The following is a 22,692-nucleotide window of genomic DNA, read 5'->3' as shown; positions in this document are numbered from 1 at the left end:
AGATGATGCCGACCGTGACCGAACCAGGAAGCCAGCCCAAGCACGACCGGCTGTCGCCGTCGGAGGCCGATCCGGCCGTCGCTGGGTTGACCGTCGGGCTCGGGGGTCGGTCCGGCCGGTTCGCCCGGCTCAGCTCGTCGTGGTGGACGCCGCTGCGGATCGCGCTCGCGGTCTGCACGATCACGTTCGGTCTCGGCGTGCTCCAGAAGGCACCCTGCATGGACGCCGGCTGGGACCGGCAGAGCTGGCGGCCGTTCAAGGCGCTGTGCTACTCCGATGTCGGTTTCCTCTACCAGGAGCGCGGGTTCGCCGAGGGCAACCGGCCGTTCCTGGACACCGGCAACTACCCGGTGCTCGAGTACCCGGTGCTCACCGGCGGCTTCATGGAGGTCGCGGCGCAGCTCACCTGGCTGATCACCGGCGACCCGAAGAAGGACCTCACCGACGAGCAGCGACGCGACACGGCCGGCGTGTTCTTCGTCGTCAACATCCTGCTGCTGTTCCTCTGCGCGCTGCTGATCGTCGGGCTCACCGTGGCGACCGCGCGCGGAGTCGCCACCAGACCCGGGGCGGCGCGCGGCCAGCCGCTCGACGCCCTGTACGTCGCTGCCGCACCAGTCCTGGCCGTCACCTCGACGATCAACTGGGACCTGTTCGCGGTCGCGCTCACCGCGGGGGCGATGTTCGCCTGGTCGCGCGGTAAACCGATCTGGTTCGGCATCCTGATCGGGCTGGGGACGGCGGCGAAGTTCTACCCGTTCCTGCTGCTCGGACCGCTGCTGATCGTGTGTCTGCGCGGCCGCAAGATGTGGCCGTTCGTCCAGGCGACGGTGGCCGCGGCGGTCTCCTGGGCGCTGGTGAACGCGCCGATCTACCTGCTCGCGAAGAACGAGTGGCTGTCGTTCTGGACCTTCAACGACGCGCGGGAGAGCGATTACGGCTCGATCTGGTACGTGCTGAAGCTGGCCAAGCACGAGGTCGCCGACGTCAACCAGCTGAACATCGTGATCTTCGCGGGCCTGTGCCTGTCGATCGCGATCCTCGGGCTGATGGCGCCCCGGCCGCCACGGTTCGCCCAACTCGCGTTCCTGGTGGTCGCGGCGTTCCTGCTGATCAACAAGGTCTACTCGCCGCAGTACGTGCTCTGGCTGCTGCCGCTGGTCGCCCTGGCCCGGCCACGGCTGCGCGACTGGCTGATCTGGCAGGCCTGCGAGATGTTCTACTGGATGCTCGTCTGGATGCATCTGGCCCAGTTCCTCCAACCAGGCAATCCGGATGTCCCCGACCGCATCTACTGGCTCTCGGTCATCCTGCGGATGGCAGGCACGCTCTGGCTGATGCTGGTCGTTGCCCGCGACATCCTGTTGCCCGAGAAGGATCCGGTCCGGCAAGGCGACATCATCGACGATCCGAGCGACGGCGTGGCTTCCAAGGCCCGGCCCGCTCAACTGGCCCCGGCCTGACCGTTGAGCTTCGCTCCCTCGACGTCGACGGCCGGCAGCAGCCGGTCGAGGCGGCGGGGGAGCCACCACGCCGCGCGGCCGAGTAGCGCCATCACGGCGGGGACGATGCTCAACCGGACCACGAAGGCGTCGAGCGCGACCGCGACGGCGAGGCCGAAGCCGAGTTCGCGGAACATCATCTCGCCGGAGAGCAGGAACCCGGCGAAGACCGCGATCATGATGACGGCCGCGGCGGTGACGACTCGGGCGGACTGGCTGAAGCCCTCCACCACCGAGTCGAGTGGCGTAGCGCCGTCCGCACGGGCCTCGCGCATCCGAGTGACCAGGAAGATCTGGTAGTCCATCGCCAGGCCGAAGACGACGCCGATCAGGAAGATCGGCAGCATGCTGAGGATCGGCCCGGTCTGACCCTCGATGCCGAACAGCCCGGCCAGCCAACCCCACTGGAAGATCGCGACCAGCGCGCCGAACGTGGCAGCGATGGTGAGCAGGAACCCGAGGGTGGCCTTCAACGGGATCACCACCGACCGGAAGACCAGCATCAGCAAGAGGAACGCGAGACCGACGACCAGCAGCAGGTACGGCGCCAGCGCGGAACCCAGCTTGCCCGAGACGTCGATGGTCACTGCCGTCGCCCCGGTCACCGAGACCTCGGTCCCAGGCAGATCGCGGATCGCGTGAACCAGTTCCGCGGTCTGCGGATCGCTAGGTCCAGCAGCCGGAATCACAGTCAGTACGGCGGTATCGCCCGCCGGATTGAGGATCGGCGTACCGACTGCTGTCACGTGTGGCAAGGCTCGAACGGTTGCTGCTGTGTTGTCGGCGGCAACCTTCGCGTCCGCCGCGTCGACGACCACCAGGAGCGGACCGTTGAAGCCTGGCCCGAACCCGGTGCTCAGCAGGTCGTACGCCGCGCGCTGGCTGGTGCCGGGCTTGGCCGTGCTGTCGTTCGTGAGACCCAGTTGAAGATCCAGGGCCGGAATCGCCAAGGCTCCGAGGCCGAGGCAGGCCGTCACCAATACTGCGACCGGCCGTCGGGTGACGAAGTCCACCCAGCGGCGCCCCACCGTCCTGGTGGCCTCGACGGAGGTCCGGCCACCGAGAATCCGTGGGCCCACGATTGCGAGCATCGCGGGGAGGAAGGTCAGGGCGACCGCCACCGCCACCACCACGGTGAAGGCGGCCGCGAGTCCCATCTGGGTGAGGAACGGGATGCCGACCATGGACAGTCCGGAGAGCGCGATCACGACGGTCAGGCCGGCGAAGACCACTGCAGAGCCTGCGGTCCCGACTGCACGCCCGGCGGCCTCCTCCGGCTCCAGACCCTGAAGCAGCTCTTGGCGATACCGGGAGACGATGAACAAGGCGTAGTCGATCGAGACCGCCAGGCCGAGCATCAGCGCCAGTACCGAAGTTGTCGAGGCCACGTCGAAGAAGCCGGACGCGGTGCCGATCGCGGTCACACCGATCCCGACCCCGATGATTGCCGAGAGCAACGGTAGGACCGCGGCGACCGCCGAGCCGAAGGTGATCAGCAGGACGACCGCGGCGACGCCGAATCCGATGATCTCGGTCAGGTGCGGTGCCTCGGTCTCCGTCATCGCGTCCCCGCCGTACTCGACCGTCAGTCCGCCGGTCTTGGCTGGTTCGATCGCGGCCCGGATCGCGTCCCGAGCCTGTGGGGTGACCTCCTTGGCGGGAACCCGGTAGCTGACCTGGCTGTACCCGATGGTGCCGTCGGCGGAGATTCCCCTTGAGCCAAACGGATCGCTCGCCGTTCGGACCTCGGGTGCAGCCGCGAGACGCTGAATGGTGGCTGATAGCAAGGATCGGCTGGCCGGGTCGCTGAGCTTCCCGCCGTTCGGTGCGCGGAAGACGATCCGGGCGGTCGCGCTGTTCGCGCCGGCCTGCGGAAACCGCTCTTGCAGCAGGTTTCCGGCCCGCTGCGATTCGGTGCCGGGGATCGAGAAGGCGGCCGGAGTCAGCGAAGCCATCGTGACCGTGCCGACGACTCCGGCGGCGAGAAGCCCGAGCCAGACCAGGACGACCAGACGGCGGCGCCGGAACGCGAACCGGCCGAGCCGGTAGAGGTAGGTTGCCATGCGGTCGATGGTTCAGCGACGGGCAGGCGGTCCGCGTCGTCCAGGTGCAGGCTGTTCGAGCTGCCGCGGCCACGGTACGTCGTACCGCGTCCGCAGTACTGGCTATCGGACGCGCACCAGACCCGTCTGGTAGGCGATCACCACGAGCTGGGCCCGGTCGCGGGCCTCCAGCTTCGTCATCGCCCGGTTCACGTGGGTCTTGGCGGTCAAGGGCGACAACACCAGCTGGTCGGCGATCTCCTCGTTGGACAGCCCGAGCGCGACCAGCCCGACGATCTCGCGCTCTCTCGTCGTGAGGACGTCCAGCCGGGAGCCGGCGGCCGCCGTACCGACCTCCGGCTGGGTCAGGAATCGGTTCATCAGTCCACGGACCGCCTTCGGTGACAGCAAGGCGTCGCCCTGGGCAACCAATCGGATGCCGTTGATCAGTTCCGCCGGTTCGGCGCTCTTGCCGAGGAATCCGCTCGCTCCGGCCCGAATCGCCTCGAAGACGTACTCGTCGACCTCGAAGGTGGTCAGGATCAGCACCTTCACGCCCGACAGCGACTCGTCCGCGGCGATCTGCCGGGTCGCGGCCAGCCCGTCGACCTCCGGCATCCGGATGTCCATCAGCACCACGTCGGCGCGTTCGCTGCGGGCCAGCTCGACCGCCTCCCGGCCGTTCGCGGCCTCAGCCACCACCTCGAGTCCGGGCGCCGCGTTCACCAGCACGCGGAACCCGCTGCGGATCAACGTCTGGTCGTCGGCCAGCAGCACCCGAATCGTCACTCACAGCTCCGTTCTCCAGGGGGATGACCGCGTGAACCCGGAAGCCGCCGTCCGGGAGCGGGCCCGCCGACAACTCGCCACCCACCGCCGAAACCCGCTCCCGCATGCCGAGCAGGCCGTGGCCGGTGGTGTTGTTGCTGCTTTGGTACGGCGGGCCGTCGTTGACGACCTCGATGAGCAACGACCCGGGCCGCTGCTCACACCGGACCTGCACCACGGTGCCGGGCGCGTGCTTCACGACGTTGGTCAGGGACTCTTGAAGGATCCGGTACGCCGTCAGCCCGATCACCTCGGGTACGACGAGGGGCGGCGTCGGTGTGGAACGCCGGACGATCTGCAGTCCCGCGGCCGTGAAGGACCCGATCAACGACTCCAGGTCGTTCAGGCCGGGCGCCGGCGCGGTCGGCATCGACGTACCGGGTTGTCGTAGTACGCCCAGCAGCACGGTGAGCTCCTGCAAGACCGTCCGGCCGTTCTGCCGGACCAGGACGAGCGCTTCGTCGGCTTCGTCCGGCTGCTCACGCAGGAGTTGCGACGCCACACCGGCCTGGACATTCATCAGGGCGATGTGGTGCGCGATCACGTCGTGCAGCTCATGGGCGATCCGCAGGCGCTCCTCCATCAATCGCCGCTCGCCTTCCTCCTGGCGGAACTGTTCGGCGCGCAGCAGCCGCTGTTCCGCCTCGGCCAGGTACGCCTCGCGATAGCGGACCGCTTCACCGAGTACGGCGGCGAACAGCACCAGGATCGCGCTGAACACGTTGGTGAACAGGTCGCCTGAGGTGAAGACGCTCGAGACGACGACGGTGCCGATCGCGGCGATGCCGATGACGATCGTGCGGGTTCGCGCGTCCTTGCGCGTCACCACGGTGTAGACGGCGGCGGCCATAGAGAGCGCGATCGGACTCTTGATCTGTTCGGTGACCGTGAACGCGACCACTGCGAGAGTGGTCAGCGTCAGCACGGTGAAGGGCGCGGCTCTGCGGAAGACGAGCGCGCCGCAGGCGAACACGCACGCGCCGATGCCGGCCGTCAGGTCGAGCTGGTTGGTCTCACTCGCCTTGCCGATGAGGTGCAGGACGCTGATCGCCAGAATGGTGAGCGCGAGCAGGCAGTCGGCAACGAGAGAGCGCGACCTGATGCGACCTGCGGGTCCGCCCATAGGTCGACAGTACGTCGTCGCTCGGCCACGGCGCATCGTCTGCCCGTGGTACCGAGCGCCTGCTACGAACGCAGTAGGTCCAGCTTGGCAACGTCCAGATTGCCGCCGCTGACCACGGCGGCGGTCACGCCGTCGAGCTTGATGCTGCCTTCCAGCAGGGCGGCGAACGGTGCGGCGGCCGCTGGCTCGAGGGCGAGCTTGGTACGCGACATCACGAGCCGCGTCGCTGCGAGCAGCGCGTCTTCACTGACCCGTACGACGTCATCGACGTACCGCTGGATGATCGGGAAGTTGCGCGTACCGCAGATCGGCGCGGCCAGGCCGTCCGCGATAGAGCGCGCTCCCGGGAGCCGCTGCGGCTCACCCGCCGCGAGACTGCGGCTGACCACGTCGGCCTGCTCCGGCTCGATCCCGATCACGCGGATCCCGGGCTTGACCAGCTTGACCGCCAATGCGACGCCGGAGATCAGTCCACCGCCGCCGATCGGCACCAGCACGGTGTCGAGGTCGGGGCGATCCTCCAGCAGTTCCAACCCCAGGCTGCCGTGTCCCGTGATCACGTGGTCGTCGTCGAACGGGTGAACGCCGGTGAGATCGCGCTCTCTCCGGATCCGCTCGTACTCCGCCAGCAGATCGCCTTCCACCAGTTCGACCGTGGCGCCGTACCCGCGGGCCGCCTCGATCTTCGCCGGTACGGCGCTCTTCGCCATCACCACGGTGGCCGGGATTCCCGCGTCCCGGGCGGCCCACGCGAGTGCGCCGGCCGCGTTCCCGGCCGAGACGGTCACGACACCGCGTTCGCGCTCCGCGGGCGTGAGCTGCAGCAGCTTGGTGAGCAGTCCACGGACCTTGAAACTGCCGGTCTTCTGGAACAGCTCGGCCTTGAGCACGAGCTCGCCGCCGAACTGCGCGTCCAGCGCGGACGAACTGACCAGCGGTGTCCGGTGGATGCGGCCGCGCAACTGCTCGGCCGCCGCGCGGATCTCCTCGAGTGTGGGCATGGCTCGAACCCTATGCCGCGCTTCGATGCGTTGGCTCGATGGGAGTTAAGTGCAGTAAGTCGATGGACAAACGACCGTATTCTGAGACGCGCCCCGGAGAGCGCTCCCGGGGATCTACCGTCGTGTCATGAGGCCGATGCTGACCGTGATCGTCGATCCCAGTGACCGTTGGATGGACCGTGCCGCCTGTCGCGGGCAGGCCGGGGCCTACGACGAGACGGCGACCCGTTTCGAGCAGCGCAAGGCGCGCGAGCAGTGTCTGACCTCATGCCCGGTGCTGAACGAGTGCTACGACTGGGCGCGGCGGACCAAGTACACGGGAACGGCCGCCGGGATCACGTTCCTGGACGGCCGCCGACGGGGTCACCCCGAGTCGGCGGCCAGCTGAGCCTGTTCCTGGTTCTGCTTACAGGCGGGCGGCGATGGCGCCGACGAGGTGGTCCGCGGCCGGCGGGTGCTCGGGGAAGAACAGGTAGGGCTCGATCAGCTCGAGCTCCATCAGCAGGAACCGGCCGTTCACGACGACGCCGTCGACCCGGGCGTAGGTCGGTTGGGTGCGGGCCGCGGAGAGCGCGTTCTTGGCGCTCTCCAGGGTGGCGGGAGTCGGCTCCTCGAGCGTCGACACGCCGCCGAACATCTGCTGCACCCGGTAGTCACCAGCTGCCGGGCGCTTCACGACCGCGTGGCTGTACTCGCCGCCGAAGAACAGCAGCGACCACTCGCCGTCGGTCTGGATCTCCGGCAGGAACGGCTGCACGAGGTAGACGTCGTCGGGCAGCTCGCTGAGCGCCTGCTCGAGCTCGGCCGAGCCGGCCAGGCCGCGGACGGTGTTGAAGGCCGCGCCGCTCACGGTGGGCTTGACCACGATCTGCTGACCGTCGAGCCCGGCGACGACCTCGCGCAGGCAGGCGCCGGCCGCGACCTGGGACGGCACGATCGCGACACCCTGCTCACGCAGCTCGAGCAGGTACCGCTTGTCGCTGTTCCAGCGGACCAGGTCGGTCTCGTTCAGCACCAGCACGCCGGACTTGTCGAGCAGCTCGAGCCACTCGGTGAACTCGACGTGCCGCTTGTAGTAGTCCCACACCGAGCGCACCAGCACCGCGTCGTAGGCGGACCAGTCGATCGACGGATCCGTCCAGACCAGGGGAACGGCGTCGAGGCCGGCTGCCTCGAAGGCGGCCAGCAGTGGGCCCCGCTCTTCCGGGAGCAACTCGGGCCAGTCGGCCGACGTCGCGACCGCGATGCGCTTCTTGAGACCGTTAAGTGTCACGTTGCTCAGTGTTGGTTGGCGGTCAGGCTCTCGTCAAACTGCTTTGCGGCGATCGGACGGTGACGCAGGGTAGTAACGATGACAACGATGACAAGGGCGGTCATGTAGATCAGTCCCTGCCGGCTGTCCTGCCCGACGGTGGCATAGGCCAGGTAGGCCGCCAGCGGTACGACGATCCACTCGGGCCGTCGGGAGAGCGCGGCCAACGCGATCAGCGGCAGGCCGTACCACGGGTAGGTGGGGGTGGCGAGCAGCAGCGCGGCGCCGTACAGCCAGCAGCAGGTGACGGCCAGGGGCTCGCGGCCGCGGCGCCGGAACGCGAGTACGGCGAGCGCTCCCGCGATCAGAACGGCGACGAGCTGACGGGCCTCAGGAGGCAGCAGGAGCGAGAGAATCGTGAACCGGGTGCTGCCGTCGGAGAACCCTTCCTGCGACAGGTAGCCGGGGAGGAAGCCCAGCACCAGGGCGCCGGATGCCACCAGGTACGGGATGTAGGTCGCGATGAAGGTGCCGAAGGCAATGAACGACTGCTTGACCCGGAATGCGGGCACGAGCAGCAACGGCAGCAGTTTCACGCTCGCGGCGGCGCCGAGCAGGATCCCGGCGAGTCGGGGACGCCGGGCGGCCACGATGACCGCGCCGGTGATCAGCACTGCGCCGAGAACGTCGACATGGGCTGCGCTTCCGGCCTCGAGAACCACGATCGGTGACCAACCCCACAGCGCTGCCCAGCGGCGATCGCTGCTGCTCGCGGCGAGTAGCCAGGTGAGTACAAGCGCGAGGAGACCGGCGGCGATCTGGAGTCCGAGGGTTCCGGCCGCCCAAGGGGTGACGGCCGCGACCGCGGTGAAGTACACCTGCGCTATCGGCGGATAGATCGTCGGAACTCGCGGGCGGTTGATCAGGGTCCGCGGGTCATCGGCGGCAAGTGCTGCCACCACGGCGGGATCGCTGGAGAGACTCGGGGGAGCGCTCACTCCCGATCTCTGGGTCGGCGACAACCCCGGGAACAAGAGCGGATCCCGCAACCCCGCCAAGGCGTCGTCCAGCGGGACATGCGCGTACGGCGAGTGCCCGGCCAACTGCACGCGGCCGTCCCACACGTAGCGGTACGCGTCGGTGCTCGTGATCGGGGCGTGTGTCAGACCTGGCACCTGGCACAAGGCGGCAACCACCATCACGCCCGCGATGCTGAGCCCGCGTCCGAACCGCCAGATCAGCCCGGCCACGACCAGACAACCGGCCACCATCAGCAGATTCGGCCACCACGAGACAGCACGAGCCCAGATCGTCACCACCGCAACGCCGACCGCAACGCCCCCCGCCAGCCAAGGGCTCAAGGAGCGAGGCGCAGGGGAGCGGTACGGGTCGGCAGACCGGTCTGTGGGGTGGTTCATGCGGTGCGGCGGAGGGTTAGGAAGGCTCGGTGTGGGGTGCGCCAGTCCTCGGTGGGGTGGAGGGTTGTTGTGCGCGCATGGCGGAGCAGGGTCCGGCTGCCTACCCTTGCCCAGGGCAAGGGAAATGACCGGCGGCCGGTCGAGCTGCGCAGGACGATCGGATCGGTGTCGTCGAGATCGTCGTCGGGATCGACCTCGACCAGGACGAGGCCGTTGGGCCGCACGAGCTCGGCGCAGCGACGAAGCAGATCGGCGGGATCGCCGCCGATCCCGATGTTGCCGTCCATCAGAACGACGCTGCCCCAGCGCCCCTCGGCCGGCAGCCGATCTTGCACCGGCCGTTGCAGGGCTGCCGCGCCACGTGACGTCGTCAGGGAAATTGCTTGTGGCGACACATCGACTCCGAGCGCGGGAATCCCTTGCTCAGCAAGGGCTGTGACGATCCGACCCGGTCCGCAACCGATATCGAGCACCGGTCCCTCGCAGCGGCTCAAGGCGAGTCGATCGACCTCATCTGCCGGGGATTGCCAGCGGTCCAACTCCGAGAGCGCCGGCAGGGTGCGTCCGTCGATGCCAGTGGCAACCACTTGCGCCGTACCGCCGAGTGCCTGCTCGAACAGCAAGGCCGGATGGGCCGTGTGCTCCAGCCGCCGGAACAGCCTCGACATCCGCAGCGACGGGTACTCCGCGGCGATCGCGGCTGCGTCCCACGGTGTGTCCATGTCGCGCAAGGTCGGGAGCAGGAGAACGCGCTTTCCGAGTTTCTCGAGGCGTCGCAGCTGATCCTGGCCGGTGTGATCGGTCGACATCGGTACGCCGATCAGCGCGTCGTCATCGGGTTCGCGGAACCCGAGACACCAGTACCCGCCGTCCTCGGTCAGCCCGAGCACAGCGTCGTACCCAGGCCAGTTGAAGCCCAGCAGTTCGGCCGGCAGCTGCGGTGTGTCCATGCCGACCAGCAGCATCGGCGAGCCGTCGTACGAGTCTCGGAAGGCGGCGGCGAGTCGCTCGTCGAGGCCGCCGCCGCGCTGCGGGACCACCTCGAAGCCGGGCGGTAGCCACGGCCCCGGACGGCCTTCGAGGACGATCACGCGGCGTGCCGCGGCAGCCGACCGCACCGTGGTCAGCGTGTCGACCAGAGACGCGCGGGCGAGCGCGGCCGCCTCCGCCGGGGTGAACTCGGTCTGCAAACGAGTCTTGACCCGCCCGGGGAGCGGTTCCTTCGCGATCACGATCAACGTGCCGCTCATGCCTTCAGCACCTTCGACATGTCGATGACGGCCCGAGCAGCGCCGAGCGGCGTACCGGTGACCTTCGAGCGGCCTGAGCGTGGCAGGTAGTCGATGTCGACCTCGGAGATCCGCCAGCCCGCATCGGCGGCGCGGACGACGGTCTCCAGCGGGTAGCCCGAGCGTCGGTCGAGCAGCGCGAGATCCAGCAACGCCGTTCGCCGGGCTGCTCGCATTGGTCCGAGATCGTGCAGGAGCACGCCGGTACGGCGCCTGATCCGGCGGGACAGTTCGGCGTTCGCCAGCCGGAGATGCCACGGCCAGGCGCCGCGAGAGACCGCTCTCCGGCGGCCGACCATCAGATCCGCGTTCCCGGCCAGGATCGGGGCGGTCACCCGGACCAGCTGCCGCGGGTCGAGGGAGGCGTCGGCATCCATGAACGCGACCACCTCGGCCTCGGCCGCCTCCAGGCCGGCATGACACGCCGCGCCGTACCCGCGGACCGTGCAGCGCACGACGGTCGCTCCGAGCTCCGCCGCGATCTCCGGCGAACCATCGGTCGAGCCGTTGTCCACGACAACGGCTCGGACACCGGCCGGAAGCCGGGTGAGTACCCAGGGGAGCGCCGCCGCCTCGTCGAGGCACGGCAGTACGAGATCGACAGCCACCCTTCGACCGTAGGGAAGATCAGGCCCGTCAGGGGCCCGCCGGCGGCTACGGGTCGCTTACGGTGAGCGCTCTCTCAGGGTCTCGGTCCAGCACCGGGGCGGCCGGAAGACCCAGTGCCCCGCGTCGGAGGTTCTTTGGCGCTTGCGACGCCCAGCCACGCGCCTCACGGCACCGGAGGGACGGCCACGATGGAAAAGCATCGAGGCCGCCCCTCCGGCACCGCGATCCACGCACCTGAACGCCGCAATCGCTCAAACAACCTCCGACGCGGGGCACTAGGCTCTGACCGTGGCTACTCGTGTGCTCGTTGTCGATGACGACCCGACCGTGTCCAACGTCGTCTCGGCGTACCTGACCAAGGCCGGGTACGACGCTCGCGTGGTGGCGGACGGAATCGCGGCCGTCGAGGTCTGGCAGCAGTGGAAACCGTCGGTCGTCGTCCTGGACGTGATGCTGCCCGGGATGTCCGGTCTGGAGGTGCTGCGCCGGATGCGCGCGGCCGACGACGGCGCCGCGGTGATCATGCTCTCGGCCCGCGGCGAGGAGGAGGACCGGCTGGTCGGCCTCGAGTTCGGCGCGGACGACTACGTCGTCAAGCCGTTCAGCCCGCGCGAGCTGACGCTCCGGGTGCAGGCGATGCTGCGGCGCGAGGAACGGCTGGCCGGCCTCGATCTGACGCCGACCAAGCTGAGCGCCGGACCGATCTCCATCGACACCGCGGCCCGGATCGCTTTACTGGACGGGACAGAGCTCGCGCTGACGCATCGCGAGTTCGATCTGCTCGCGTATCTGGTCTCGCATCCGGGCAAGGCCTACACGAAGGCCGAGCTGCTCCGCCGGGTCTGGGGCTGGGACTTCGGTGACTCGTCGACGGTGACCGTCCACGTCCGCCGCTTGCGGGAGAAGATCGAGGCGGATCCGTCGGATCCGCAGCTCGTGCTGACCGTGCCGCGCACGGGCTACCGATTCGCGGGGGAGTCCGAATGAACCGCGACACGATGACGATCCTCGCGCTCACCACCCTGTGGACGCTGGTGGTCGCGGTGATCGGCGGCGCGATCCTCTGGCAGTTCCGGCGCCGTTCGTTGCGGGTCACGATGATCGTCGCCGCGCTGGCGCCGATGGCGGCGGCCCTGGCCGCGGTCCTGCAGAGCGTGCGGGCGATGTTCATCTCCGAACACGACTCGTGGGTCGTGCTCTGGACACTCGCGTTCGCGGCCCTGCTCGGGCTCGGGATGTCGGTGCTGCTGGGCCATTGGATCAGCAAGGGCTCGCGCGACGTCGGGCAACGGTTGCGGCGGTTGGGTACGACGTATGAACCCTCGGATCGCTTCAGTGGCGCCGTACCGGCTGAGCTGGCTGCGCTGACGGATGAGCTCGAGATGACGCGGGAGAAGTTGGCCGCGTCGCACGCCCGGGAGCGTGCGTTGGAGGCGAGCCGGCGGGAGCTGGTCGCGTTCATGTCCCACGACCTGCGGACTCCGCTGGCCGGGTTGCGGGCGGTCGCGGAAGGCCTGGAGGACGGGGTGATCGACGACGTACCGGGGGCGCTGCGGCAGATGCGGTCGACCGTCGATCGGATGACTGGGCTAGTGGACGACCTGTTCGAGCTGTCGCGGTTGTCGGCGGCTGCCCTGCCGCGGAAGCGGTCCGCGGTCAGCCTGCGCGAGCTCGCCGAAGACGTGGCGGGCGAGAACGGTGCGCACGCCCGGGCGTCCGGTGTCGAGCTCACGCTCTCGACGCCGTCCGGCGCCGATCGGCTTGCTGTGCAAGGGGATCCGGACGAACTGACGCGCGCGGTGACGAACCTGGTGGGCAACGCGATCCGGCACACGGCACCCGGCGGGACGGTCACTCTGGCCGTCGACCGGGAGCCGGATGGACGAGTGCGGCTCGCGGTGACCGACGGATGTGGCGGGATCCCGGCCGATGACCTGGAGCGGGTCTTCGACATCGGCTGGCGCGGCGACGAACAACGGACCCCGGCTCCGGCCTCGACCTCGGCTCCAGGCACAGCGGCGGTGACAGCGTCGGGTGGCGGCGGTCTCGGGCTGGCGATCGCACGCGGCGTCGTCGAGTCGCACGACGGCCAGATCGGCGTGACCAACATCGACGGCGGCTGTGCCTTCCAGATCGACCTACCCCCGGTCCCCGCCAACGCCTCCGCCACCGCCGACGTCAGCTAGCCAGCCCGGGTGGGGCGGCTGCTGCTTGGAGGGCGGTGCGGGCGGCGGTGATGGCGGGGTGGTTGGCGGTGCCGCGGCGGTAGGCGAGGTGGGTACGGCGCTGGATGAGGAGCGGCGTGAGGACGACGCCATGCGGTGGGGTGGCGACGGCCAGGTCGGGGACGAAGGCGGCACCTTGGCCAGCGGCGACCAAGGCTAGTACGGCGCCGAAGTCGTCGGCGTGGTGACGGATCTGCGGGGTGAAGCCCGCGGCCTCGCAGGCCCTGATGGTCAGCGTGTGGCAGAGCGTTCCGGGTGTGCCGGCGATCCAGGGGGTGGCGCGGAGGTCGGCCAGCGATTCGGTACGGCGTGCTGCCAGGTGAACGGTTTCTTCGAGCAGCGGCTCGGTGTGCAGGCCGGGATGGGGTGCGACCGGTACATGGTCGTACTCCTGGACGAGCGCGATGTCGACCGCCTCGGTACGGAGCGCGTCGGGGACCGAGGCGGGATCGAGCTCGACGACGGTCAGGCCGAGACCGGGATGTTCGGTGCTCAGGGCAACTATTGCCGGGGTGACGACGGCGGGGATCGCGGTCGGGAACGCCCCGATCCGGAGCACGCCGGAGAGCGCTCTCGCCACGTTCTCGAGGTCGGCGGCGGCCTCTTCCAGGCGGGCCAGGATCGCTTCGGTGTGCTCGACGAGGCCGTGGGCGGCTGGGGTGAGCGTGACCCGGCGGCCGGTGCGTTCGAGCAGCGGTACGCCGGTTTCGCGTTCGAGGGCGGTGAGTTGCTGGGAGACCGCGGACGGGGTGTAGGCCAGCGCCTCGGCGACGGCCGCGATCGTGCCGCGGTGGGCGAGTTCGCGGAGCAGCCGGAGTCTGCGGACATCGAGCATAAGGTCAGCTTACGCTCGACGATGGAAACCCGAACTAGACCTGATGGATCGCGGTGGGCGATCGTCGAGGAATGGCATTCACCGGGCTCTTCGTTCCCCTGATCACCCCGTTCACCACGACCGACGAGCTCGCCGAAGACGCGCTGGAAGCGCTAGCTCACGCCGTACTGGACGGCGGCGCGACCGGAACCGTTGCCCTCGGCACGACTGGTGAGCCTGCCACGCTGACGTCCGGTGAACGTCAGCGAATCCTGGAGATCTGCACCTCCATCTGTGCTGAGCGCAACGCCCCACTGATCGTCGGCGCGGGCTCGAACTCGACCGCTGCCTCCAGCAACGAACTCGCCGTCCTCGGCCGCGGCGTCAGCGCTGCGCTGGTCGTGGTGCCGTACTACACCCGGCCGTCCGAGGACGGAGTCGTCGAACACTTCCGCCAACTTGCCGCTGCGAGCCCGGTGCCGCTAGTGATTTACAACATCCCGTACCGGACCGGCCGGACGCTGAGCGCAGACACGCTGGTTCGGTTGGCCGAACTGCCCAATGTCGTCGGCTTCAAGCATGCGGTGGGCGGGATCGATGAGGCCACCGTCGAGTTCATGGCGCGGGTGCCCGCTGGCGTGAGCGTCCTGGCCGGAGACGACCTGTACGCCGGTCCGATGCTCGCCCTGGGAGCCGCCGGAGCAATCCTCGCGAGCGCGAACGTGGCGCCTCGCCAGTACGCCGAACTCGTCGCGCACTGGCAGGCCGGAGAGCTGGTCCTTGCCCGAGAGAGCGCTCACCGCCTGGCCCCGCTGTCACAGGCGCTCTTCGCGGAGCCGAACCCGGTGGTGACCAAGGCGGTGCTCGCTGCCCAAGGCCGGATCCCCACACCGCACGTACGGCTGCCGTTGCTTCCGGCCGGCCCGGCCGCACTCAGCCAGGTTCGTCGGCTGGCTGAGTGGTTGCGGCCAAGCTGGCAAGAAGCCTGAGGCTGTCGGCGGTCGGCGTACCGGCGGCTGCCGTGTAGATGAGCAGCGTGAGGCCAGGGTGGGCAGGGAACTCCATTGCCTCGAAGGTGAGATCGAGGTTCCCGACGGCCGGGTGGCGCAGATACTTGATGCCGGTGCGGTGGAACCGGACGTCATGGGCGGCCCACCGGCCGCGGAAATGGTCGCTGCGGGTGGAGAGCTCGCCGATGAGCTCGATCAACTTCTTGTCGTGCGGGTTGCGACCGGCTTCGGAGCGCAGCATGGCCGCGATGTCGTCGGCGGTCCGTTCCCAGTTCTGGAAGAAGTCCCGCGAGGCCGGGTCGAGGTAGACGAACCGCGCGTTGTTGCCCGGCCGGCGCGGATCGGCGAGCAGCGGCGCATAGAGCGCACGCGCCATCTGGTTGGTCGCGAGCATGTCGTGGCGCGCGTTGCGCACCCAGGCCGGCGCGTCGGTGATCGCATCGAGGACCAGTTGGACACTGGCCGGCACGGTCGACGGCGCGGGTTTCCGCTGCCGCGCAGTGGCGGGCGTGGCGGCACGGGCGAGGGCGAACAGATGGGTGCGCTCGGCATCGTCCAGCTGCAGCGCGCGGGCCAGCCCTTCGAGCACGGTGTCCGAGCAGCCGGTCAGGTTGCCGCGCTCCATCCGGACGTAGTAGTCGATGCTCACTCCGGCGAGCAGCGCGACCTCCTCCCGCCGGAGCCCCGTGACCCGGCGATTGCCGCCGTACGCCGGAAGTCCGGCCTGCTCGGGGGTCAGCCGGCCACGCCTCGAGACGAGGAACTCACGGACCTCAGCTCGGTTGTCCATGCCACCACCGTAGGCGAGGTACGGGGCGGCAAGGAGGTACTGGCGTTACCCGGAAGAGCAGGGACTCCCGGGCGCGCCGTAGTCGCTGTTGGCTGGTCGGGACGAACGCGAGAGGGAGTGGAACGATGATCTACCGCAGACTCGGCAGTTCCGGCCTGAAGGTCAGCCGTATCGCGCTGGGGTGCATGAGCTTCGGCGACATCTCCCGGGGCGGCAACCCGTGGGTGCTCGACGACGCGGCCGCCGAGCCGATCTTCCGGCGGGCGCTGGAGCTCGGCATCACCTTCTGGGACACGGCCAACATCTACGGCCACGGTACGTCGGAGGAGATCGTCGGCCGCGCGATCCGCACGTACACCCGCCGCGAGGACATCGTGCTCGCCACCAAGGTGAGCCGCCCGATGCACGACGGGCCGGGCGGCTCCGGTCTGTCCCGCAAGGCGATCCTGGAGCAGATCGATGCCTGCCTGACCCGGCTCGGCACGGACTACGTGGACCTTTTTCAGATTCATCGCTGGGATCCGGAGACTCCGGTCGAGGAGACGATGGAGGCGTTGCACGACGTGGTCAAGGCCGGGAAAGCGCGCTATCTCGGGGCCTCGTCGATGTGGGCGTGGCAGTTCGCCAAGCTGCAGCACGTCGCCGAACGGCACGGGTGGACGAAGTTCGTCGCGATGCAGAACCAGTACAGCTTGATGCAGCGCGAGGAAGAGCGCGAGATGTTCGGTCTGCTCGCCGATCAGGGCGTCGGGTCGAACCCGTGGAGTCCGTTGGCCAAGGGCCGCCTCGCCCGGGCCTGGGGCGGCTCGACGGTGCGGTCGGGCAACGATCCGGTAGCCGACCGGATCTTCGCCGCCGACGACCGCTCGATCGTGGACGCGGTCGAGGGCGTTGCCGCGGCGCGCGGCGTACCGATGGCGCAGATAGCGCTCTCCTGGGTTCTCCGGAACCCGGTGGTCTCCGCCCCGATCGTGGGTGCCACCGATCCGCAGCACCTCACCGATGCCGTGGCCGCTCTCGACCTCACGTTGACCGACGACGAGGTGGCTGTGCTGGAGGGTACCTACAGTCCGCGGCTTCCGACCGGATACTGAGCCGGTGCCTAGTTGCCGCTGGCAAGTAGGTCGGCGAGGCCGGTGCGGAGGTCGAGGGTGGGCTTCCAGCCGAGGTCGTTGCGGAGTTTGGTGGAGGACGCGGTGATGTGGCGGACGTCGCCGAGGCGGTACTGGCCGGTGACGACAGGGGGCGGGCCTTGGTAGGCGTGGGCCAGTTCGGTGGCGAGGTCGCCGATGCTGTTCACGGTGTCGGTGCCGACGTTGTACGCCGTGAACGGGGGCTGGTGGGGGAGAGCGCCGGCCGCGGTGGTGACGGCGGACGCGATGTCGTGGACGTGGATGAAGTCGCGGCGTTGCCTGCCGTCCTCGTAGACCTTCGGGGCCTCGCCGCGCTCCAGAGCTGACCGGAAGATCGCGGCGACACCGGCGTACGGCGTATTGCGCGGCATGCCGGGGCCGTAGACGTTGTGGAAGCGCAGAGCGGTGACGCGGCTGCCGGTTTCGCGGGACCAGGAGGCGGCGAGGTGTTCGCCGTTGAGCTTGCTGGCGGCGTACGCGTTGCGAGGATCCACGGGAGCGCTCTCCGCGATCAGGCCGGGGCGCAGCGGTTCGTCGCACAGCGGGCACGGTGGGTCGAACTGGCCGGCGTCGAGATCCTCCGGACGGCGTGGGCCGGGCGCGACCTGGCCGTGCCGATCGCAGTCGTAGCGGCCCTCGCCGTACACGACCATCGAGCTGGCGTAGACGAGGTGGCGCAGGTTCGCGTGGGCCATTTCGCGGAGCAGGACGGCGGTGCCGAGGCTGTTGGTGGAGACGTAGTCGTCGATGTCGTCCAGGTCGACGCCGAGCCCGACCTTGGCGGCCAGATGGATCACCGTGTCGACCCCAGAGAGCGCTCTCCGGAGATCTTCGGCGTTCCGGATGTCGCCGACGACCAGGTCGTCGCTCGGCTCCGGGCGGGTCCGGTGTACGTCGGGGCGCAGGGAGTCGAGCACGAGTACGTCGTGCCCCTCGCCGGTCAGCTGGGTATGCACGTGCCGCCCGATGAATCCGGCACCGCCGGTCAGCAGAACCCTCACCGCTGTCCCACCTCGCTGAGCTCACTCGGGGCGGCGGCGGTGCCGTCCAGGTGATGGTGGCAGGTGCAGTCGGTGGTGGGGGAGGGGAGGCGGGGGATGACATCGGTGAGGAGGGATTTGAGGCGGTCGATGCTGTGGGCAAAGACCTTGTAGACCTCGGCTTCGGTGACACCTTCGCCTTGCTGCAGCCCGGCGTCGTGGTCGGTGACGAGGGCGAGCGAGGTGTAGCAGAGCCCGAGTTCGCGGGCGAGGGCCGCCTCGGGTGCGCCGGTCATGCCGACGACCGACCAGCCTTGGGCGGCGTGCCACAGGGACTCGGCGCGGGTGGAGAAGCGCGGACCGTTGATGACCACCATCGTTGCGGCCGGTACGACGTTGCCGGTGGCAATGATCGTGTCGCGCCCGAGCGGGCAGTACGGGTCGGCGGCCGAGGTGTGGACCGCGATGTCGTCGTACACGGTCTGCGGCCGGCCCCACGTGCGGTCGACGTACTGGTCGGGGACGACGAAGGTGCCGGGGGTCAGCTCATGCTTGAGCGAGCCGACGGCGCAAGGGGCGAGCACCTGGCGGACACCGAGTTCGCGCAGCGCCCAGAGGTTGGCCCGGTAGTTGACCCGGTGCGCCGGGAAGCGGTGGTCGGCGCCGTGCCGCGGGATGAACGCGACCTCGCGGCCGGCGAGCTCTCCCACGACCGGCGGTTCGCTCGGCGGACCGAACGGCGTACTGACCTCGACGCGGCGTGCGTCCGCCAGGAACGAGTAGAAGCCGGAACCACCGAGGACACCGATATCAGCCATGACTCCGACGCTAAATGCCGCGGAGCCGCCGATGACGCGATTCGGCCGGACCGTGAGCGCTCCGTAAGGGTGGTCCAATGTGGTGGTGAAGGTGACCACGGCACTGCTCGCGCTCGGCGTCGTGCTGCTGTTGTGCAGCGGCTACGCCAGCTGGACCGCAGGTCGCCTGGACCGGTTGCACCACCGTGTTGAGCTCGCCCGGGCCGCATTGGAGACAGAGCTCGCCCGCCGCGCCGCACTGGTCGCAGAGCTGGCCTGTGCTGGTGTCCTGGACGCCGCCTCCTCGCTGTTGCTGCTCGACGCCGCGCACCGGGCGCGCACCGCCTCACCTGAGGACCGTGAGCAGCGCGAGTCCGCGCTGACCCGAGCGGTGAACGCTACTGGGACCAATGCCGAGCCATGGTCGGGTGAGCTGGCGCTGGCGATGCGCCGGGTGCAGCTGGCTCGTCGCTTCCACAACGACGTCGTCGTCTCGACCCGGGACCTCCGACAGCGCCGCCTGGTGCAGTGGTTCCGGCTGGCCGGTCGTGCGCCGATGCCGTGCACGATCGAGCTGGAGGACGGGCGTTGACCGCCTTCGAGGCCGGGATTGAGCAGTACCGGCACGAGCTGCGGGTGCACTGCTACCGACTGCTCGGTTCGTACGACGAGGCCGAGGACATGGTCCAGGAGACCTACCTCCGGGCCTGGCGTGGTCGCGACACCTTCGAGGGTCGGTCCAGTCTGCGCGCTTGGCTCTACCGGATCGCGACGAACGTCTGCATCGACGACGTACGCCGTCCGCGCCGCGTGCTGCCGTACCAGCTCGAGCCCGCGTCGTTCCCGGCCACGGCACTGCCGGCCAGGGACGACCTGCCGTGGCTGCAGCCGTACCCCGACGTGCTGCTGGACCGAGCCGAGGAACCGGACGCCCAGCTGGTACGGCGCGAAACGATCGAGCTGGCGTTCCTGGTCGCGATCCAACACCTGCGGCCGAGACAACGCGCCGTACTGATCTTTCGCGACGTACTCGGCTGGTCCGCCAAGGACACCGCCGCCGTACTGGACCTGACCGTGGCGGCGGTCAACTCAGCACTCCAGCGCGCCCGTCCGGTACTGCGGGAGCAACTGCCGCCGCACCGGCTCGAGTGGTGCGCGACGCCGTCGACCGCCGAGGAACAGGCGTTGCTGCGCAAGTACGTCGACGCGTGGGAGGCGGGCGATCCGGATGCGCTCACCGCGCTCATGCACGAGGACGTGCGGATCACGATGCCGCCGTACCCGTTCTGGTTCGAGGGAAGGGCCGTGGCGCGGCAGACGATCGTCGCGAACCTGGACCCGGCCTACCGCGGTCAGTGGCGTTACCTGCTCACCACCGTCAACCGTCAGCCCGCGCTCGCCGCCTACCTGCGCGGACCGGCGGACACGGTCTTCCGGCCGTTCGGCCTGGACGTGTTCCGGATCGAGGGCGAGCTCATCGCCGAGCTGACCGCCTTCCAGTTGACCGACTTCTCGAGCCACCACCTGCCGCCCTACTTGGCCTCCGCATAGGTCTTGACGGTCGCCGTACTGAACGCGAACTGCGTCGGCGTCGGCCCGAAAGTCAGTGTGCCGGCGAGATCGCTCGCGGTCTGGATCGCTTCGGCGACGACCGGGGCCTCCTCGCTCGGGCAGTGCACGATGACCTCGTCGTGCTGGAAGAACACCAGCTCCGCCTTCAGCGGACCGAGCGCCTGCCGTAGCGCCGCGAGCATCAGCAGCGCCCAGTCGGCGGCGCTGCCTTGGACGACGAAGTTCCGGGTGAAGCGGCCGCGGGCCCGCGCGTGGCGGGAGTCGGTCTGCGGCTCGTCGACGGGTGGACCTTCGAGCGTCGCGTCGTCGAGCGGTGCGCCGCTCGGCGGGCAGGTGCGGCCGAGCCAGGTGCGCACCAGTTTGCCCTCTTCACCCGCGCGGGCGGCGTCGTCGACGTACGCGACGGCTTGGGGGAATCGCTTGCGCAGCATGGCGAGGTTCTTGAGTCCGTCGCCGGAGGTCTGGCCGTAGATCGCGCCCAGCACGGCGAGTTTGGCCATCGCGCGGTCGCCGGAGAACGCCTGGTCCGACACGGCTTTGTAGAGGTCGCCGGGGTCAGCCGCCACCTCCATCAGGGCGCGGTCCCGGGAGATCGCGGCGAGGATCCGCGGCTCCAGCTGGGACGCGTCGGCGACGACCAGACTCCAGCCGGGATCGGCCACGACCGCGCGGCGGATCACCTTCGGGATCTGCAGCCCGCCGCCGCCGTTGGTGATCCAGCGCCCGGACACCGTGCCGCCGGGCACGAACCCGGGCCGGAACCGGCCGTCGTGCACCCAGTCGTTGAGCCAGGACCACCCATTCGCCGTGTAGATCCGGTAGAGCTTCTTGTACTCGATCAGTGGCTCGACGGCCGGGTGGTCGATCGTCTCCAGCTCCCAGCGCCGCGTGCTCTTCAGCTGGAACCCGGCCTGCTTGAACGCCTTCAGCACGTCGGCCGGCAGATCCGGCCGGACTCTGCGACCGAACGCGGCGGACACCTCATCAGCCAGCTCGGTCAGCCGACGCGGCTCACCGGTCCCGCCGAACCGCTCACCGAGCAGCTCGGCCAGCATCTCGCGATGCGTCGAAGCGCTCCACGGCAAGCCGGCCCGGTCCATCTCCGCGGCGACGAGCATCCCGGACGACTCCGACGCTGTCAGCAACCGCATCCGATCCGGGTGCTCGGTATCGCCGTGGCGCCGCAGTTGATCGGCGTACACCCGGAGCAGCGCCTCGAACGCAATCGGCTCCTCCTGGATCTCGAACAGCGACGACTGTTCACCCGGTACGACGGCGCGCAGCGGCGGGTCTTGTGGAACAGTCGCACCGGTCATCCGGGCCCACGCAGCCGCCGCCGACCGCGGCTCGCCGAGCCGACCGGCATGACCGAGCAGCAGGCCCTCACTGTTCTCGATGTCGTAGCAACGCTCGACCCGTACGCCGCTCGCCAGCAGGCGCGGGTAGATCTCGGCCGACGCCCGCCAAACCCACCGCGTCACCTGCGGCCGCGACCCCACCGCCGCCGCGAGATCCGGCTCGTGCACGACCGGCCCAGCAGGCTGCCCGTCCGGATGCAGCGCAACGAGAACCGCCCCGCCACCCTCCTCCGGCGCCACCGCCCACCGCTCGTCCATACCCGCATCCTCACACCCCCCACCGACACAACCCCACCCGCGAGCCTCCTCACCCCCTCCCAACCACCCCCACGCCCGCCCCAACGCTCCCCAAAGTCCCCCTCGCGCCCAAAGGTGGGCCGCCTGCTCTTTGTGCACCGAAGCGATCTTTGGGTAGCCACCAGCCGTTCTGGGGCGCTGGAAGTGGTTGGTGGGCGCCCAAGGTTGCGGTTCGTGCCCAAGGTTGCGGTTCGTGCTCAAGGTTGCGGTTGGTGCCCAAGGGTGGGTCGGCTGTTCTTTGTGCATCGGAGGGGTCTTTGGGTAGCCACCAGCCGTTCTGGGGGCGCTGGAAGTGGTTGGTGGGCGCCCAAAGTTGCGGTTCGTGCCCAAGGTTGCGGTTCGCGCCCAAGGTCGCGGTTGGCGCCCAAGGGTGGGTCGGCTGTTCTTTGTGCATCGGAGGGGTCTTTGGGTAGCCACCAGCCGTTCTGGGGGCGCTGGAAGTGGTTGGTGGGCGCCCAAAGTTGCGGTTCGCGCCCAAGGTTGCGGTTCGTGCTCAAGGTTGCGGTTGGTGCTCAAGGTTGCGGTTGGCGCCCAAGGGTGGGTCGGCTGTTCTTTGTGCATCGGAGGGGTCTTTGGGTAGCCACCAGCCGTTCTGGGGCGCTGGAAGTGGTTGGTGGGCGCCCAAAGTTGAGGTTCGCGCCCAAGGTTGCGG

21 protein-coding genes are annotated in these 22,692 nt (G+C 69.2%); 8 read left to right on the top strand and 13 right to left on the bottom strand.

Going from position 1 to position 22,692, the window contains the following annotated elements; genetic code table 11:
* Positions 1 to 5: 5 nt before the first annotated feature.
* Entirely contained in the window at positions 6 to 1,463 is a 1,458-nt protein-coding gene (locus OG474_RS45825; RefSeq protein ID WP_405064685.1) for a glycosyltransferase family 87 protein, read from the top strand.
* Here OG474_RS45825 and OG474_RS45820 read toward each other — a convergent pair.
* From OG474_RS45820 to OG474_RS45805, 4 genes are all read right to left on the bottom strand, one after another.
* Positions 1,445 to 3,565 (bottom strand): MMPL family transporter, encoded by a 2,121-nt coding sequence (locus tag OG474_RS45820; RefSeq protein ID WP_405060002.1) that lies wholly within the window; start codon positions 3,563 to 3,565, stop codon positions 1,445 to 1,447. The two genes, OG474_RS45825 and OG474_RS45820, sit on opposite strands and share 19 nt — an antisense overlap.
* A 102-nt stretch (positions 3,566 to 3,667) precedes the next feature.
* The gene (locus OG474_RS45815) at positions 3,668 to 4,333 is read right to left on the bottom strand and encodes a response regulator (protein WP_405060001.1); all 666 of its coding nucleotides are present in this window, start codon (positions 4,331 to 4,333) and stop codon (positions 3,668 to 3,670) included.
* Positions 4,236 to 5,495, bottom strand: a complete 1,260-nt coding sequence (locus OG474_RS45810; protein WP_405060000.1) for a sensor histidine kinase — start codon at positions 5,493 to 5,495, stop codon at positions 4,236 to 4,238. Before OG474_RS45810 ends, OG474_RS45815 begins: the two co-directional genes overlap by 98 nt.
* Before the next feature lie 62 nt (positions 5,496 to 5,557).
* Positions 5,558 to 6,496: a threonine/serine dehydratase gene (locus OG474_RS45805; RefSeq protein ID WP_405059999.1), complete on the bottom strand. Its 939-nt coding sequence runs from the start codon at positions 6,494 to 6,496 to the stop codon at positions 5,558 to 5,560.
* Positions 6,497 to 6,623: 127 nt separating this feature from the next.
* On the opposite strand from OG474_RS45805, the gene OG474_RS45800 reads away from it, so the two are divergent.
* Positions 6,624 to 6,884, top strand: coding sequence for a WhiB family transcriptional regulator (locus tag OG474_RS45800; RefSeq protein WP_405059998.1), 261 nt, complete (start codon positions 6,624 to 6,626; stop codon positions 6,882 to 6,884).
* A gap of 18 nt (positions 6,885 to 6,902) precedes the next feature.
* Here the strand turns inward: OG474_RS45800 and OG474_RS45795 are convergent, their stop codons facing one another.
* From OG474_RS45795 to OG474_RS45780, 4 genes are all read right to left on the bottom strand, one after another.
* Complete coding sequence (locus tag OG474_RS45795; protein WP_405059997.1) at positions 6,903 to 7,769, bottom strand: RimK family alpha-L-glutamate ligase; 867 nt, start codon at positions 7,767 to 7,769, stop codon at positions 6,903 to 6,905.
* Between the two features lie 5 nt (positions 7,770 to 7,774).
* Positions 7,775 to 9,064 carry a glycosyltransferase 87 family protein gene (locus OG474_RS45790; RefSeq protein WP_405059996.1) on the bottom strand — a complete coding sequence of 430 codons (1,290 nt, stop codon included), beginning with the start codon at positions 9,062 to 9,064 and terminating at the stop codon, positions 7,775 to 7,777.
* A gap of 98 nt (positions 9,065 to 9,162) precedes the next feature.
* Positions 9,163 to 10,416 (bottom strand): DUF2064 domain-containing protein, encoded by a 1,254-nt coding sequence (locus OG474_RS45785; RefSeq protein ID WP_405059995.1) that lies wholly within the window; start codon positions 10,414 to 10,416, stop codon positions 9,163 to 9,165.
* Positions 10,413 to 11,063, bottom strand: coding sequence for a glycosyltransferase family 2 protein (locus OG474_RS45780; RefSeq protein ID WP_405059994.1), 651 nt, complete (start codon positions 11,061 to 11,063; stop codon positions 10,413 to 10,415). The genes OG474_RS45785 and OG474_RS45780 overlap by 4 nt, the downstream gene beginning before the upstream one ends.
* 289 nt (positions 11,064 to 11,352) lie before the next feature.
* Here OG474_RS45780 and OG474_RS45775 point away from each other — a divergent pair, with 289 nt between their 5' ends.
* The gene (locus tag OG474_RS45775; protein WP_405059993.1) at positions 11,353 to 12,051 is read left to right on the top strand and encodes a response regulator transcription factor; all 699 of its coding nucleotides are present in this window, start codon (positions 11,353 to 11,355) and stop codon (positions 12,049 to 12,051) included.
* The gene (locus OG474_RS45770) at positions 12,048 to 13,250 is read left to right on the top strand and encodes a sensor histidine kinase (protein ID WP_405059992.1); all 1,203 of its coding nucleotides are present in this window, start codon (positions 12,048 to 12,050) and stop codon (positions 13,248 to 13,250) included. The genes OG474_RS45775 and OG474_RS45770 overlap by 4 nt, the downstream gene beginning before the upstream one ends.
* On the opposite strand, the gene OG474_RS45765 is transcribed toward OG474_RS45770, so the two are convergent.
* Positions 13,243 to 14,124 carry a LysR substrate-binding domain-containing protein gene (locus OG474_RS45765; protein WP_405059991.1) on the bottom strand — a complete coding sequence of 294 codons (882 nt, stop codon included), beginning with the start codon at positions 14,122 to 14,124 and terminating at the stop codon, positions 13,243 to 13,245. The two genes, OG474_RS45770 and OG474_RS45765, sit on opposite strands and share 8 nt — an antisense overlap.
* Positions 14,125 to 14,195: 71 nt before the next feature.
* Between OG474_RS45765 and dapA the strand changes: the two genes are divergently transcribed.
* Positions 14,196 to 15,092 carry a 4-hydroxy-tetrahydrodipicolinate synthase gene (gene dapA, locus OG474_RS45760; protein WP_405059990.1) on the top strand — a complete coding sequence of 299 codons (897 nt, stop codon included), beginning with the start codon at positions 14,196 to 14,198 and terminating at the stop codon, positions 15,090 to 15,092.
* Here dapA and OG474_RS45755 read toward each other — a convergent pair.
* The gene (locus tag OG474_RS45755; protein ID WP_405059989.1) at positions 15,037 to 15,903 is read right to left on the bottom strand and encodes a helix-turn-helix transcriptional regulator; all 867 of its coding nucleotides are present in this window, start codon (positions 15,901 to 15,903) and stop codon (positions 15,037 to 15,039) included. The two genes, dapA and OG474_RS45755, sit on opposite strands and share 56 nt — an antisense overlap.
* Positions 15,904 to 16,028: 125 nt before the next feature.
* On the opposite strand from OG474_RS45755, the gene OG474_RS45750 reads away from it, so the two are divergent.
* Complete coding sequence (locus OG474_RS45750) at positions 16,029 to 16,997, top strand: aldo/keto reductase (RefSeq protein ID WP_405059988.1); 969 nt, start codon at positions 16,029 to 16,031, stop codon at positions 16,995 to 16,997.
* A gap of 8 nt (positions 16,998 to 17,005) precedes the next feature.
* On the opposite strand, the gene OG474_RS45745 is transcribed toward OG474_RS45750, so the two are convergent.
* The gene (locus tag OG474_RS45745; protein WP_405059987.1) at positions 17,006 to 18,037 is read right to left on the bottom strand and encodes an NAD-dependent epimerase/dehydratase family protein; all 1,032 of its coding nucleotides are present in this window, start codon (positions 18,035 to 18,037) and stop codon (positions 17,006 to 17,008) included.
* Entirely contained in the window at positions 18,034 to 18,834 is an 801-nt protein-coding gene (locus OG474_RS45740) for an S-methyl-5'-thioadenosine phosphorylase (protein WP_405059986.1), read from the bottom strand. The genes OG474_RS45745 and OG474_RS45740 overlap by 4 nt, the downstream gene beginning before the upstream one ends.
* A gap of 85 nt (positions 18,835 to 18,919) precedes the next feature.
* Between OG474_RS45740 and OG474_RS45735 the strand changes: the two genes are divergently transcribed.
* Both OG474_RS45735 and OG474_RS45730 read left to right on the top strand, forming a co-directional pair.
* Positions 18,920 to 19,405, top strand: a complete 486-nt coding sequence (locus OG474_RS45735) for a hypothetical protein (RefSeq protein ID WP_405059985.1) — start codon at positions 18,920 to 18,922, stop codon at positions 19,403 to 19,405.
* Complete coding sequence (locus tag OG474_RS45730) at positions 19,402 to 20,364, top strand: RNA polymerase subunit sigma-70 (RefSeq protein WP_405059984.1); 963 nt, start codon at positions 19,402 to 19,404, stop codon at positions 20,362 to 20,364. The genes OG474_RS45735 and OG474_RS45730 overlap by 4 nt, the downstream gene beginning before the upstream one ends.
* Here the strand turns inward: OG474_RS45730 and OG474_RS45725 are convergent.
* Entirely contained in the window at positions 20,346 to 22,001 is a 1,656-nt protein-coding gene (locus tag OG474_RS45725) for a bifunctional 3'-5' exonuclease/DNA polymerase (RefSeq protein ID WP_405059983.1), read from the bottom strand. The two genes, OG474_RS45730 and OG474_RS45725, sit on opposite strands and share 19 nt — an antisense overlap.
* Positions 22,002 to 22,692: the final 691 nt, after the last annotated feature.

Origin of the sequence: Kribbella sp. NBC_01505 (assembly GCF_045040285.1) — a bacterium.
In the GTDB taxonomy this organism is placed as follows: Bacteria; Actinomycetota; Actinomycetes; order Propionibacteriales; family Kribbellaceae; genus Kribbella.
The sequence above is the reverse complement of the archived record's forward strand: the minus strand, read 5'-3'. Positions and strand labels throughout refer to the sequence as shown.

What these genes read in the sequence shown, in the direction of transcription:
- OG474_RS45740 (WP_405059986.1), bottom strand. Translation starts at nt 18,834, where the DNA reads ATGGCTGATATCGGTGTCCTCGGTGGTTCCGGCTTCTACTCGTTCCTG.
- OG474_RS45770 (WP_405059992.1), top strand. Translation starts at nt 12,048, where the DNA reads ATGAACCGCGACACGATGACGATCCTCGCGCTCACCACCCTGTGGACG.
- dapA (WP_405059990.1), top strand. Translation starts at nt 14,196, where the DNA reads ATGGCATTCACCGGGCTCTTCGTTCCCCTGATCACCCCGTTCACCACG.
- OG474_RS45725 (WP_405059983.1), bottom strand. Translation starts at nt 22,001, where the DNA reads ATGGACGAGCGGTGGGCGGTGGCGCCGGAGGAGGGTGGCGGGGCGGTT.
- OG474_RS45820 (WP_405060002.1), bottom strand. Translation starts at nt 3,565, where the DNA reads ATGGCAACCTACCTCTACCGGCTCGGCCGGTTCGCGTTCCGGCGCCGC.
- OG474_RS45765 (WP_405059991.1), bottom strand. Translation starts at nt 14,124, where the DNA reads ATGCTCGATGTCCGCAGACTCCGGCTGCTCCGCGAACTCGCCCACCGC.
- OG474_RS45810 (WP_405060000.1), bottom strand. Translation starts at nt 5,495, where the DNA reads ATGGGCGGACCCGCAGGTCGCATCAGGTCGCGCTCTCTCGTTGCCGAC.
- OG474_RS45825 (WP_405064685.1), top strand. Translation starts at nt 6, where the DNA reads ATGCCGACCGTGACCGAACCAGGAAGCCAGCCCAAGCACGACCGGCTG.
- OG474_RS45750 (WP_405059988.1), top strand. Translation starts at nt 16,029, where the DNA reads ATGATCTACCGCAGACTCGGCAGTTCCGGCCTGAAGGTCAGCCGTATC.
- OG474_RS45805 (WP_405059999.1), bottom strand. Translation starts at nt 6,496, where the DNA reads ATGCCCACACTCGAGGAGATCCGCGCGGCGGCCGAGCAGTTGCGCGGC.
- OG474_RS45755 (WP_405059989.1), bottom strand. Translation starts at nt 15,903, where the DNA reads ATGGACAACCGAGCTGAGGTCCGTGAGTTCCTCGTCTCGAGGCGTGGC.
- OG474_RS45785 (WP_405059995.1), bottom strand. Translation starts at nt 10,416, where the DNA reads ATGAGCGGCACGTTGATCGTGATCGCGAAGGAACCGCTCCCCGGGCGG.
- OG474_RS45800 (WP_405059998.1), top strand. Translation starts at nt 6,624, where the DNA reads ATGAGGCCGATGCTGACCGTGATCGTCGATCCCAGTGACCGTTGGATG.